We start from the raw sequence: 14,885 nt of genomic DNA, 5'->3' as shown, positions 1-14,885 counted from the left end.
TGATTAAGGTTTTACTATACTTACCGGCACAACGCTGTTTAAGTAAACTTCGATGTTTGAATAACCACTTTTAGAGATTTTTGCAGCGTCTGATGCATCTTTTGGATTAAGACCAGCTTTAGTTTCATAAGCATCTGGCATGCCATCGTCATCTGAATCTTGGTAAGGAGTTCCTTTGTATGTTGGATATCCACCAACTTGACTAATTTCTGTAATTATTCCTTGTTTATACGAATCTTTTGGTAAGCGACGGTGTTCGAATTGAAAATCTGATGGTTTAGCATTAGGATGCACCTCAATTTTACCTGTAACCACTTGCTTAATTACGCGAGTATCTACAGGGTCTCTTTTTGGTAAATTAGCTCCAACATTTGTCAATACAAACTCTTTAGCTTGCAAAGTAGGAAGTAATGAAATTTTAGCCATAGGAAAAGGCTTTTTAACCCTCATTGCAGCAAAATATGGTTGTGAATGCTCGTAAGTCATTAAATTCCCTTTTTTATCCTCTACCTGCACACCACCATTCCAATTGTCTTTGGTTACTTTTTCATTTCCTTCAATGATATTTCCTTCTACATACGCTCTACCAAATACCACATAAGGTAATTTACTACGACCAGATTCTGGTTTTAAAATTCTATAGCTAATTGGGTCTTTTAAATCTGTAACAGGCCCTGGTTTATAATAATTGTTGATGATATTATACAAAGCTGTATAATCGCCACCATCCGTTGACCTATTATTCCAATTAAAAATTACGTTATTAGCAAAGTTAAAAATACCATTCCAACCAATTGAGGGATTTCTTGCACCATTATCCGCCCAAAGGTTACGCATAAACGTACAGTTCTCTCCACCTAATGTGCTACCAAATGCATGGTTCCAATAATCTAAAGCTTCAGAAAAAATAGAGTTCTGAATAGTAATATTTACAGTTGCTAATTTATCTTCAATTTTACCAGTGCTATCGTTATACATGTGGCGATACATCGACATGTTTTCATCTAATCCCCAACTTGCCGAAACATGGTCAATCATGATATTGCCCACTGGATTACCACCAATGGCATCGTCTCTTCTGCCAACAAACGTTTCTCCCCTTCTAAAACGCATGAAACGAACAATTACATCATGTGTATTTATCCAAACTGATTCTCCAGCAACGCAAACACCATCCCCTGGCGCTGTCTGACCAGCAATTGTAATATAAGGAGCACGGATGATTAAAGGTGTTTTAATACGGATGATACCAGCAACATTGAAAACAACAATCCTAGCTCCACCTTGCTCGCATGCATCACGCAACGAACCAGGACCACTATCATTTAAGTTCTTAACAACGATAACTCTACCGCCACGACCGCCAAAGCTATAAGCACCACCACCTTCTGCACCTGGAAATGCAATAATTTCTGATTGAGGTAAATCTGTTGGTCGTCCTGCAAAAGGAATATAAGGTTTACCTTGTTTCGCTTCCCTTTCAATAATTGGCTTAGCCTTTTCCCAAGCAATGTCTGATTGTCTGGTAGCTTCACGCATCATGTCATCAGAAGCTTTTTTAATATCAGCTGGAATGTTTGGATATTGTGCAAAAGAATAATTTGCCGAGAGCATTAACAAAGCAACAATTGCTAGGTTTAAGAATTTCTTTTTCATTTGTGTTTTGTTCAATGGAGACCAAAAAATACGCATTTATTTTAAATTCGTAACGCTAATTTGGTTATTCCAGGTAAATTTATTTTGGTTAGAAAGTATATTATATATCAAAAATAAAGGGTTCAACCTACTAATTTATCTATTATATTTTCAAAAGAATATAACATCTTATCATTAGCCTTTTTACTAAGTAACAATCTTAATTCAATCTATGTTGCAAGTTAATCATTACTAATAATAAAATTCATATATAAATGTAACATTTCCAAATAAAAATATAGATAAAAAAAGGGACACTTTCGTGTCCCTTCTAACCAAATATGCCAAAACGTATAACGAATAATCGTTATATAGTGTTTTAAGCAGTTATTTTTGAATCTTAATATCAAATACTATATAAGTGCTTTTACTAGGATTTTCTTGGTTTGCATAAGTTATCTGCAATGCACCATATTTCCCGGCAACAGTTTTAAATAAAATAGTCTTTCCTACGGCTTGATTAATACTTGTTGAAGTACCAGATGCCAGTTGTGAAACTCCAGTTGATTGTAATAGCGTAGATGAATTTAAATTTGCAAATGTAGGTGAAGTTATTACTTTTAGTAAAGTTGCATTTTTAGTAAACGTGCTAATATCATAGATAGAAAGCGGAGCTGGGATTGGTGTAATATTTAATGCATAAATAGTATGACCTTTTGGTGTAGTACCGCTTTGAATGGCAGGATCCCAAAAATAACCAAAATCAATTAAATTACTCTTTGTAGCACCTGTTGTATAACTAAATGCTTCATTAGTTGATAAAGAGTAATAAGTGGGATTTATCTTGGTAGTAGTATCAGGTACAATAAGCTTTTTAACGGTAAAATAATTGAAGTCATTATTATTAGTTACTGTTATCGTTAGTTTTCTTTCACCCATATAAACACCTGCTTTATCCTTTGCTAAAAAACGGTAAGTATATACGCCTGGAGCAGCATCTGCGGCAAACGTTTTATCACTAGTGAATGATAATTTATTTGTTGTCACGGTTTCTTTTGATATTTCCGTCAAATTTTTCATGATAAAGACAGTTTCCATTTCACTTTCTGAACTGATGGTAAAATTAAACTTTATCACTGCATTTGGACTCACCGTAATATTTTCTGTAACGTAATTTGCAGCTGGATTTGCGAAGGTTACATTGACCTTATTACTGTTAGGAATGTCTATTTTTTTACAGCTAAATACAATGGTTGTTAATCCAAGTATTGCTGAAAGAATTATATTTTTTGTTTTCATTTTCTTTGATATTTAATTCAAATCTATTTATCCCTATTACAACAATGGATCAAATGTTCCGCCAGACCAACCTAATGTTTGCTCTATCTTAACAGAAGATGTCAAGAAACCTGCAGGCAAAGGATAGAAATAATAGTTAGTTGGAAAACTAATCGGCTGTGCGGTATCTAGACTGATAATTGAAGGTGTAAAATAACTATTTACCTGAGTTGCATTTGTTACATCTATATTATCTCTAACCTTGATGGTTGTTGCAGGAACTAAAGCCTCCAATGTAGCTACAGTATTAGGTGATTTTGGCGCCCATCTGTATCCTTGTCTAACCGTACCAGTTAATAAATGAAAAGTTCTGGTACGTCTTAAATCGTCATATCTTTTTCCTTCCATTGCAAACTCAACCTGACGCTCATTCAAGATAACGGTTGCTAATTGCTCAGTAGTAGTGGCTAAATCTAAACCATAATTTTTAGTTCCAGCCACAATTCCTGCACGCGTACGTAATTTAATCAATAATGTTTTTGCTTCCGCCATTCTACCTGTAGCATTCGCAGATTCAGCAAGATTTAATAAAACTTCAGCAAAGCGCAACTCTATCCAATCCATACCGCTACCACCTCCAGTATTGCTATTATAAGCAGCACCAACTGCAGTTATGCTAGGATTTGATATTCTCTTGATGTAAAAACCAGTTGAAGTTTGCTTACTCACATCTTCAGTAACACCAACATAGTTCCATTGTCTACGCCCTGATTTTCCGCTTAGTGGCCAAACATTACCATTGTAAGCGATTGAAGCTTCTAAACGAGGATCTCTATTTACATAAAAAACAGACTGGTCATAAGTAAAAGAAGAAGATGCAGCATTTGTAATTGGAACACCATCCTTTAAAGTGTAGGCCTGTACTAAATTCCAAGTAGGTTGATAACTACCCCCACCGGCACTAGATTCTGAAAAAGGTCTTAATGCATTTTCAATATTTGTTCCCCTTCCAGGGTTAGTTGTAATTGCATCATATGTTCTCCACATGATCCTCTCTTTATTAGAAGCAGACTCATCAATGAAAATATTTGCATAATTTGCAATCAAATCATAGCCATTTGCCAAACCTTTATCATATGCATCTTTACAAGCTGTATATGCGGTTTCCCATCTTGTTAAGTCATTAGTTGGGTTAAATTGTGGACTCGCCCAGTACATTAATACTTTTCCTTTAAGTGCTAAGGCAGCCATCCTACTTATCCTTCCTCCGTCTGAGTTCACAGGCCAAGTGTATGGCAAACCATAACAAGAATCTAAATCTGCAACAATTTGTTTTACACATTCGCTTGTTTTCGCTCTTGGCACATCTAAAACATCAGTATTGATATCTTGAGATTTTAGCACCAATGGCACACCACCATAAAGTTTAATTAAGTTAAAATACATGTAAGCCCTAAAAAAGTACATCTGTCCTTTTAGTTTAGCTTTTACATCAGCAGCTAAAGTACTTGCTTCAATTCCTTGAATAGCAAGATTTATACGTCTGATTGTAAAGTATTGGTTGTTTCCTGAGCCTGTATTATTTGAAGCAATATCAGGAACGCTTGCCTCTGTTAATTGTCCATATAATAAAGCCGTGGTTGCACCATTACTTTCATCAGAAGTATTGTGCAGCGCACCCGCAACTGGCCAATTTGGCATTACCAAATCATAAGTTTTATTAATGTATAAATTGGTGGCAGATTCTGTATCCCAGATAGCAGGATCTAAACCACTTAAATCTCTTTTATCAAAAATATCTTTCTGACATGACAATAATATCATGCTTAATGCGACAAGTAAGACAAGTTTGTTAATTATATTATTTTTCATTTTGATCTTATTAAATGATTACATACTAATGTTTAGTCCCAAAGAAATTGTTCTTAAGGTTGGATAATTTGCAAAATTACTAGTGTTTGGATCTTTATATTCAAAAGGATTATAAATATTGAAGAGATTAGTTCCAGTAATGTATGCCCTAAATTCAGGAATTCTAAACTTCTCTGAAATTTTCTTTGGCAAACTATATGATAATACTGCGTTGTTAACACGAGCAACTGTACCACTAACTGACCAGAAAGTAGAGTTTTCCTTTGCTAAAGGAGCATCTGCTCTTGGGTATTTTGCATTTGGATTTTCTGGTGTCCAGTGATCTGCCCAAAATGCTGGAGCAGATTGCGTTGTTGTTGGAACCTTTCTTGCCTCAGAGTCAATAAACTTGCGTCCCCCTACAGCAAAAGCAACATTTGTACTTAGTTTAAATGTTTTATAAGATACACCTAACGTAAAGCCAAAATTAATTTTTGTAGCAACGTTATCATACATAATAGTAATGTCGTTATCGTCAATTATTCCATCTTTATTCACATCTTCATAATCCATAAAACCAACTTGAGGTTTTGCACCAGCAATTTTATAATTTGGATTATTTGCTAAGATGGCATCAACTTGAGCTTGTGTACGAAGAATACCTTTTGCGATAAAACCATAGTTAGAGCTTGTATAAGTATTTGAGCTTTTACCAATGGGCACATCTTGATATTCAGTTACAGTACCTAATCTTGATAAGCTGTAGTAAGATTGTATCAATTGGTTACCACCAGTACCAGCAATAGCGTCAATGCTATAACCCCAATTATCATTAAATTTATTTCTATAACCTACACTAAATTCTGTTCCCCATGAATTTTGAATGCCATAGTTTTTTAAACCAGAGTTGATACCTACAGTATACGGTAAACCAGTAACCGTATAATTATCAAAACCATCATAAGTATGTCTATGCCACACATCCATTGCAAAACTTAGCTTGTTATCTAAAAACGATGCATCTATACCATAGTTTTGAGTAAATGCCTTCTCCCAAGTAATTTCTGGATTTGGATAAAGGTTTGGATCTAAACCATTGGTAACAGCAGTTCCAAATAACATACCTGTAGTTTGAGTAAAGCGAGCAAGGTACTGGTATGATTGCACCCTATCATCTCCAACTAGACCAACGTTAGCTCTTAATTTTAATGAACTTACAAATTTAACATTGTCCTTAAAAAATGGTTCTTCGCTAATTCTCCATCCTAAACCAACTGAAGGGAATAAACCCCAACGTTTATCTGGCGGGAAGTTTGCCGAACCATCATATCTAGCTACCGCTTCTAAAATATATCTATCATTATATGAATAATTCAATCTTGCTAAATAAGAACGTTTACCTGCTTCTTTTGCTCCATCTAATTGAGCAGTTGTAGTAGCGGCATTAAATGCAAAAAATTGATCCACACCTGGTATTTGCTGACCATCGCGATAAGTTGCATAACCATCTCCACTTGACTCAGTTTGCTCAGTAAGTACTAAGATATCAAAATCATGTTTTTTGATTTTTTTAGCATAAGCCAATGATCCAACTAATTGGTAACTACCACTAAAAGTAGTACCCATAGATAAACGGTTTGAATTGGCTATAGTTGATGTTGGGCTTGTTGTAGGGACATTGGTATATAACAAACCATTTTGACCGCCTCTTACAAAATTATAAACCGTGTAAGATGGGAAGTATTGTTTAGCATTACCAAATCTATTAAACTTACCAAACTGAACCTTAGCTGTTAATCCAGTTAAGAATTTCGGCTTATATTCAATACTTGTATTTAAACTTAGACCTTGATTATTGTTTCTTTCATATTCGCCAGAATCAAATAATGCCTGAGGATTCCATGCTCCTGGAGGATTTGGCCCGTTAGCCCAGTTATTTGGCTTGCCATTAATAGTTAATGGAACCCATGCCGGTGTAAGAAATAATGCTCTGGTCATTAAATCCTCCGTATCAACACCACTGTTTTTTAAAGTATTTCTATCAGTAGTTGAATAGTCCATATTCAAACTTACACTTGCTTTTAACTCTGGGGTGATATTAGCATCCATACCTGAACGGATACCGTATTTTCTTATAGAGACATCACCAAAATTCCCATCTTCATTATAATAATTACCGCCAGCAAAAAATGTTACCTTTTCATTACCACCACTTACATTAATAGTATGACGCATTAAATTTGAAGGTTTCCAAAGCTCATCATACCAGCTTTCATTTGGTTTACTTTTTAGTAATTCTAAATCTGCTTGAGAAAAGCGAAGATTGTTGGCAGAGTTATTCAACTCATAACCATCATTTAACATTTTAGCATGCTCATATGCAGTTAATACGTTTGGTTTTTCAGTAGAAGTTGAAGTTCCAAAATAGCTAGAGTAGCTAATTCTTGGTTTACCTGGTTTACCTCTTTTTGTAGTTACTAAAACAACACCTTTAGCACCTGCTGCACCATAAATAGCCGCAGAAGCGTCTTTCAAGAATGAGATCTGATCAACCAAACTTGCATCAAGATTATCAAAATCTGATTTCGTAACTGTTAAACCATCAATTACAAATAAAGGGTCTGATGTTAACCCCAATGAACCAGAAGCCCCAAAAAGGGTAGGATTTCTAATTTGTAACGAAGTATTTGCACCAGGCTTACCAGATGCAATACTTACACCTAAACCAGCAACCCTATTCTGAAGGGCATTACCTAAGTTCGCCACTGGTAAATCCTCTATTTCTTCGGCTTTAATACTTGCAACAGCACCTAGAACATTAGCACGTTTCTTAGTACCATATCCAACGTTAACAACTACTTCATTTAGTGTGTTATTTTCAGAAACCAAGGTAACATCAACTCTAGCACGGTTACCAACAGTAACTTGCTGTCTAACGTATCCAATAAAAGAGAATACCAATACATCAGCATCAGATTGCACTTGAATGGTGTAAACACCTTCAGCATTTGTGCTAACATTACTTGGTTTGCCTTTGATGCTTATGTTAACTCCAGGTACAGGACCTCCTTCGTCAACTACTTTACCCGTAATCTTTCGATCCTGAGCAAAGATAACTGAACTTGCCAACAACATTAGTAGCAAGAACAATGAAAATTTGTGTAAAAATTTTGAGTTCATATTATATTATTTGGTTAGTGTTTGATTATGATATTAATTTTTTGCAGCAGCAGCTTTTCTTCTCTTTTCCCATTCAATTCCTTCCTTTTTTAAATCGTATCCGGCTGCAGACAAATAATTGTTTATTCTGCCTTTATATTTGCCAAACCAAGCATGTTTTTTATCCGATGATTCTGCATCCATTGCTTTTTCTCTAGCTTCGGTTAACCAAACCAGAATTTGCTTTTTCTGATCTTCAGTAAGGGTTAGTATTTGTTCTTGATAAGCTTTATAAGTTAACGGTAAAACACCGTAAGTCATCCCATCTTTTACTTGTTCAACTTGTTTAGCTGTTATATGTGCTGATAAATTCTTCAGGTATTTTTTATGAAGTTTGGCTAGGGAAGCATCAACTGCTCTGTTTTCCTTAGCTATCGCTGTATCTCTTTCTGCCTTATTCTCTTTGTATTTTTCTTTTACAGCTTTTATGTTTAAATCACGAGCAGCGTAAATATCATTCAAATTACTATATTGATCTCTAATTACATTAGTAACTTTTCCGGCTTTAACTTTATCATTAATGCCTAAAACCGCTACAATTTTAGCTGCACGTTCGGTGATTACCTTTACATAAGCTTCCTTGTCTACAACTGCATTATTCTGCGCAAACGTATTTGTAACGTTTATCAAAATAAAAAAAAGTATTCCTAAAACCCTCATTCTCTTTTTAAATTAACTTCTTTTCTTAATTAAATTTACCTCACCGCAAAAATGCACGGTAATTCCTAACTCATCCATTGCTGCAGCTTTAACCCTACAAGCTTCATGAGCACTAGCTTCGTAATTTGCGTAAACTACCTGAATATGGTTTGCTTTATGTCTGGCCATCATTTGGTCGCGACTAATGCCTTTTAAAACAGCATGCATGATTGGCCATTCTGGCGTAGTTTCATTCCAGCGCCTGTTGGTTTCTTCAATTGGTAAAGCTACAACTTCTCCCACACCTAAATCGCAGTGTAATGCATTATCACAAACATATACCCTACTCCAAACTATAAATCCTGGTTTACTTATCCCTTTTAATGTTCCACCGCCTAATCTAAAATACATTGCAGGTTGCCTATCGCTACTTGCTCCTTTGTAACCATCTATAAAATGAGCAGATGGAGCTGCACCAGAAATTAAGAAAAGCCATACAAATTGATTGAGACCTTCAACATTGTAATTTTCGCCCCAACGAATATCATGCAAGGTATTTTCCCCTGTCATACCCAATTCTTTCCACAACTTATAAGTTACTAAAGAATCTAATCCTGCACATTCATCAACTTCGTTAAAATGAGGTAATGCTTGTTTAGCGTACAATTCTTTTCCTTCTATTGAGTAAACAGGTGGTCTATCTTCATTATTTAACAAACCTTCTACTAAATCGCTGGCTACCGTTAAGTCCTTTAATCCTTGTTGATATTGTATTCCTATGGTATCGCAACTAAATTCATCCGCTATGCGAACCGCTGCGATATACATTTTACATTGCTCTAAAGTTTGTGATTTAGTTAACTCCGTTTGTTCATTGGTTCCCCAATTAAACTTCATTCCTTTTTTAATCAACCAATTTAAAACAGCTTCAGCTTCTTTTTCAGTTACCTGAAGCATTGCTGCATAAAGTGCAGATTGACTTAATCTCTCTTTAAAAAATCCTGTTTTATGCAAAAGCTCATCTGGGATAATAGCATTGTACATTCCCATACAGCCTTCATCAAAAACACCCATGATGGCTTTTCTATTTTTTAATGAACGAGCAAAGGCCCTGCCTTTTTTCTCATCCGCTAAAGGAATTTTACTTAAGCTAAAGCTTTTAACGTGACTTTGATCATAACTGATTTTACCAGTAGACAACCATTCCTGTAAACCATCGGTAAAAAAGTCATCGTCAAAGTTTTCACTCCACAATGTGCTGTAATTAATTCCTGCTTTAGTTAAACAGCCATTTAAATTTAGCATACCCACTAAACCAGGCCACTGACCACTCCAGTTTGCGACTGTTAAAATTGGACCTTTATGTGTGGTAAGTCCAGCAAGTATGTGATGTGAATATTGCCATACACTTTCGGCAACAATTAAGGGCTGATTTGGGTCGATATCATGGAACACATCCATACCCATTCTTTGGGAATCTATGAAGCCATGTTTTTTTGTAGAATTGTAAGGATGAGCACGTTTAACAGTCCAGCCAAATTTCTCAATTGCTGTAGTTAAATTACCTTCCATTTGAAACTGGGCAGCCCAGCAATTTTGATTTGCCGAAAGCCTTAAATCTCCACTAGAAACTAACACAATTTGTTTTAGTACACCCTGCTTCATAATTCATTACTGAACAAACAATTTATATAAAAAGAGTTTGTCGGTTTATATTTTGGTTATAGCCAAAGCGGCCATATACAAAACTCAACAAAGAAAAACACTATTTTCTCTAAGTTTTTACCAAATTAATATAGGATGTTGTCATAAAAGCACCTACCTTTAGCTTTTAAGCATCTATGATTTGCAAAAATTAGAAACGCTTAAAAAACCAAATATTTATTTTTTAAGATGAAACCTCATTTTCACAAAGTCCCAATTACTTTACAAAGTTCGTTCAGTATTCGTCATGACATCAAGCCAGATTTTGGCAATATTTGGCACTACCATCCGGAGTTAGAATTACACTATAACATGAAGGGTGAGGGTGTTCGATTTATAGGTGACAACATTAGCAATTTTGTGTCTGATGAGATGGTATTATTGGGCGAAAATTTGCCACATACCTGGCGTTGCAAAGAGGAATATTTTCAGAATAATCCAGACCTTAAAGTTGAGGCAATGGTAATCCATTTTTTACCAGATTGTTTAGGTAAACATCTGTTGAACTTACCTGAGGCTTACCTTATCCCTAAGTTATTTGAAAAAGCTAAAAGTGGATTGATCATTCATGGTAAGGCTAAGGAAAAACTAGCAAAGCTGATGGGAGACGCCATTCACGCCACCAACTTAGAGCGCATCATTATTTTGCTAACTATCTTAAAAACTTTAGCTGAAACAGACGAGTTTGAATTAATTACTAGCAAAAACACCTTCTACCAATCTAATGAATCAGAAACGCTGAGAATTAATAAAATCTGCACTTACACACTTTCTAACTATAAAAAGGACATTAGCCTAGAAGAAGTTGCCTCCTTAAGCAATTTGAGTATTACTTCTTTCTGTCGTTATTTTAAATTGATGACCAAAAAAACCTACTATGATTTTTTAATTGAAATTAGGGTAAGTCATGCTTGTAGGTTTTTGATTGAAAACAAATTACCCACAGAAATGATTTGTTTTAATTGTGGCTTCAATAACGTTTCTAATTTTTACAGACACTTTAAAAAGGTTACCGGAATGACGCCGTTGGACTATAAGAGGAAGTATTTGAACGAATAAATTTGTTCATTCTACATAACTAATTCCCTTTCGCCGTCATTTCGAAAGAGATTTTTCATCGAGGATAAATCTGTTTCCTTTAATCACTCAGATTCATTTATTTTTTTTGTAAAAGCTAATTCTAACTTAAGCAAGTATTAACCTGATCAATGCTACAAACTTCTTTATATTGGTTTAATCACTTACAATCAAGAACAATATGTTTGTAAAAACACATCATTACTCTGCCTAACCCTAAGCCATCAAAGCTAATGTACAGAGCCTATAAAGACGAAGGATGAACGTAAGATTAACGAAGGATGAACGTAAGATAGAACCACAACCAGTACACTTAAACTAAGGGAAAGCTAAAGCTTAGTTGTTGCTAAATTTACACACTAAACAAAAACCTTATCTCTCTCAGCCAACATCTCCACTCTTTATTGCTGCCTACATCTCCCTTATCGCAATCCAACTCTCCTCTTGACACGACCTACAACAACTACGCATCTGCTAGGTACCTGATAGGCACCAACTAGGGTACTGCTTCGATAAAAAGCCTAAAAAACACCTATACAACTGGTAATTAGGGCGATTTCGATAGGGTTTTGCCTACAGGAAGCCTACAATCGCGGTTTTGTATAGGACATACGTGACTTAAACTAGCTTTTGAACGGAAGTTTTCCCTTAGCTACTTACAGAAAAATTTATCTAGATTTTATTGATGGGCCTATCAATGTACCAAACGATCTAAAATAAGTTTACAGTGAATTAGGCACCTGAATAAACAAGTTATCAAGAATTGAGATCATCTTAAATGGTTGCATTTTTAACTGAAATCAACAATGCGAAAATCTCACCATTCAAAAGATCCTTATATAATCACTTTAATGTTAAAGTCATTTAACAATGCGGTATAATCAGTAAACAGGCTTTCTACTTCTTTAATAACTTGCGGGGTAAACAAACCCACTTCTCTTCTGGTATAGGTTGAGATATTTAAGCCTCTTTTTTGAAGGAAATATTTTGATACAATTGGATAAACATTGTGCATGACATCCATATTATCAATGATAAATTGTTGTACAACATTTACCTCCTCAACCAAGCTTTCATTATTATAATGGTCACAGAGCCACACAATCAATTCAGGGAAGTAATTACCTTGTATGCAAGACAAACCTGCTGAGCCAGCTTTTAAAGACGCTACAGCATGAACCATATAGGCATCATACAAGCCAAATTGATGACCTTGGGTAAGTGATAATTTTTCTTTGATTTGATTAAGGTCTAAACTGGTGTCTTTATGATAAATTACCCTATCAGTTGCCACAAATTGCTGCAATTGACTAGGCTTTAAAACTCTTTTATATGGAACTGGACATTCATAAAAACCTAATGGGATATTATCTGTCTGCGCTAATAAATCAAAAACATTGGCATTAAAAATATCATCGCTATCATTTTCATTTGCTAACAAACTGGTAATTGCAATTACAGCTTCTACCCCGGTATCGTTAACACTCTTCACAAAATCTGCTTGTTTGCTAATGGCTCCGCCAAATGTTCCAGTTGCTATAACAGGTACTTCTCCACCTACAACATTTATAACGTGTTTGATGGCTTGAATTCTTTCTACATCAGTTAACTCGAACATTTCGCTCGACAAACAATTGGCAAACAAACCAGCTGCACCAGCTTGTAAATAAACTTCAGTTAGTTGTGTAAGCGATACATAATCAATACTACCGTTGCTCGAAAAAGGTGTAAGCATTACCGGTATGAATCCTTTTTGTGAGTTTTCCATTCTCTGTTTTATGTTTGGTGTCTTTGGATAAGCGTGTATAACGATTAACCGTTAAGGCACAAATTGTTGATTTGTTATATAATCAGCGCTCCACTTAATACTAAGCGCTCTTTTTCTTTATTCTAGTTAAAATTATTCCTGTTAAGAAAATGGTTAAAGTGCCAACCACAATAATCATATTTTTATGCAAAGGATTTCTAAAGGTTTCAAACTCTGGTGGAAGCAAGTGAGAGAAAGTCATCCAGATGATGACTGCTATCCCTATCATTGTTGCAGTAATTGCTTCGTGATTTTTCGTCTGTCTACTAACAATTCCAAGCAAGAATAAACCTAACATCCCTGCTGCAAAAATCCCTGATAACTCCCACCACACATCTAAAATGCTTTTCACACCTATCATTGCAATCCCTGCTATCATCCCTAACAATCCAAAAACAACTGTTGCGATATGTAAAACAGATAAATTTTGCTTTTCGCTGATGTCCTTTTTAAAATATCTTTTATAAATATCAACTGTAAATACTGTTGCAGAAGAATTCATTCCAGAGCTAATGGTACTCATTGCAGCAGATAAAATAGCCGAAACAATTAGGCCAACTAATCCGATGGGAATTTTGTTAACCATGAAATGAGGCATAATTTTATCTCCATAATCTGCTGGGACCAATGCGTTTTGCACCTTCAATATTTCAGCCGCCGAAGCATTTAACGGCAATCTTTCTACTGCAACCTGATGTTTAATGGCTAAAATTAAATCTGGATTAACTTGATAATAGGCATATAAAGCCGAACCTATCACAAAAAACAACAACGAAGCCGGTACATATAACCAAACGCATAGCCAAATTGACTTAGATGCTGCCTTACTTGATGATGCCGTATGGTAACGCTGGATATAGTTTTGATCCATCCCGAAGTTATTGAGATTGATAAAAAAACCATAAAGCAAAACCACCCAAAATGAGGAACTGACAAAATCCGGAGAAAAACTACCTAAGCTAAACTTATGGTCGGCCTTGCCTATTTCTATCACCTTTGCTACGCCACCAGGCACATTTGTAATGATAAGATATAGGATTAATAACGCTCCAAAAGTTTTTACTACCGCCTGTACAACTTCAGTCCAAATTACGGCTTCAATGCCTCCCATTACTGTATAGATTATAATGCAAATTCCCATCACAATCATTATCATTTGCATTGAATATCCTGTTAAGGCTTGCAAACTCAAAGCAATTCCAAAAAATATAGAGCCCATTCTTGCCAATTGCGTTAACAGGAAACAGATTACCGCATAAGCTCTAGCCCAAGGCCCAAACCTATTTTCTAGATGGGTATAGGCTGATATTTCTCCAGTACTTCTGTAAAACGGAACAAAGTATTTTGAGGCAATCCAAGCTGCTAAGGGCATTGAAATGCTAAAAACAAAGGCATTCCAGTTTGTTCCGAATGCTTTTCCGGGCACGCCCAAAAAAGTATTACTGCTTAAAAACGTTGCATAAATTGATAATCCTATCGCCCATCCAGGGATAAGTCCAGAAGCTTTTGTAAACTGTTCTGAATTTTTATTCTTTCTCGAAAAATAAACGCCAACCAAAATCATCCCTATAAGATAAATTACGATTATTGCTAAATCTAGAATCGGGAGACCCTTCATTTCTGGTTGTTCGTTTATAATTGGTTAAAACAAATATCACTGCATAAGTAGCAGTTT

General features: G+C 35.3%; 9 protein-coding genes. 1 reads left to right on the top strand and 8 read right to left on the bottom strand.

Translation table 11 applies throughout. The annotated features are described in order from the left end of the window. Positions 1 to 3: 3 nt before the first annotated feature. The 6 genes from EZ428_RS12000 to EZ428_RS11975 all read right to left on the bottom strand — a co-directional run bounded on the left by EZ428_RS12000 (position 4) and on the right by EZ428_RS11975 (position 10,287). Complete coding sequence (locus EZ428_RS12000) at positions 4 to 1,656, bottom strand: pectate lyase family protein (protein WP_131553420.1); 1,653 nt, start codon at positions 1,654 to 1,656, stop codon at positions 4 to 6. Positions 1,657 to 2,022: 366 nt separating this feature from the next. Then, positions 2,023 to 2,934: a hypothetical protein gene (locus EZ428_RS11995; protein WP_131553419.1), complete on the bottom strand. Its 912-nt coding sequence runs from the start codon at positions 2,932 to 2,934 to the stop codon at positions 2,023 to 2,025. Positions 2,935 to 2,970: 36 nt separating this feature from the next. Continuing rightward, on the bottom strand, positions 2,971 to 4,785 hold the full coding sequence (locus EZ428_RS11990) for a RagB/SusD family nutrient uptake outer membrane protein (RefSeq protein ID WP_131553418.1): 1,815 nt from the start codon (positions 4,783 to 4,785) through the stop codon (positions 2,971 to 2,973). Positions 4,786 to 4,803: 18 nt separating this feature from the next. Continuing rightward, positions 4,804 to 7,944: a SusC/RagA family TonB-linked outer membrane protein gene (locus tag EZ428_RS11985; protein ID WP_131553417.1), complete on the bottom strand. Its 3,141-nt coding sequence runs from the start codon at positions 7,942 to 7,944 to the stop codon at positions 4,804 to 4,806. Positions 7,945 to 7,977: 33 nt separating this feature from the next. Then, entirely contained in the window at positions 7,978 to 8,643 is a 666-nt protein-coding gene (locus EZ428_RS11980) for a DUF3826 domain-containing protein (protein ID WP_131553416.1), read from the bottom strand. A gap of 12 nt (positions 8,644 to 8,655) precedes the next feature. Further along, positions 8,656 to 10,287 (bottom strand): fucose isomerase, encoded by a 1,632-nt coding sequence (locus EZ428_RS11975; protein WP_131553415.1) that lies wholly within the window; start codon positions 10,285 to 10,287, stop codon positions 8,656 to 8,658. Between the two features lie 228 nt (positions 10,288 to 10,515). Here EZ428_RS11975 and EZ428_RS11970 point away from each other — a divergent pair, with 228 nt between their 5' ends. Next, the gene (locus EZ428_RS11970) at positions 10,516 to 11,385 is read left to right on the top strand and encodes an AraC family transcriptional regulator (protein ID WP_131553414.1); all 870 of its coding nucleotides are present in this window, start codon (positions 10,516 to 10,518) and stop codon (positions 11,383 to 11,385) included. An 853-nt stretch (positions 11,386 to 12,238) separates the two neighbouring features. On the opposite strand, the gene EZ428_RS11965 is transcribed toward EZ428_RS11970, so the two are convergent. Next, positions 12,239 to 13,171 (bottom strand): dihydrodipicolinate synthase family protein, encoded by a 933-nt coding sequence (locus tag EZ428_RS11965; RefSeq protein WP_131553413.1) that lies wholly within the window; start codon positions 13,169 to 13,171, stop codon positions 12,239 to 12,241. 100 nt (positions 13,172 to 13,271) lie between these two features. Then, the gene (locus EZ428_RS11960; RefSeq protein WP_225871048.1) at positions 13,272 to 14,774 is read right to left on the bottom strand and encodes a sodium:solute symporter; all 1,503 of its coding nucleotides are present in this window, start codon (positions 14,772 to 14,774) and stop codon (positions 13,272 to 13,274) included. Between the last annotated feature and the right edge of the window lie 111 nt (positions 14,775 to 14,885).

Origin of the sequence: Pedobacter frigiditerrae (assembly GCF_004331645.1) — a bacterium.
Taxonomy (GTDB): Bacteria; Bacteroidota; Bacteroidia; order Sphingobacteriales; family Sphingobacteriaceae; genus Pedobacter; species Pedobacter frigiditerrae.
Note: the sequence above shows the minus strand (reverse complement) of the source record. Positions and strands in the feature narration are given on the sequence as shown.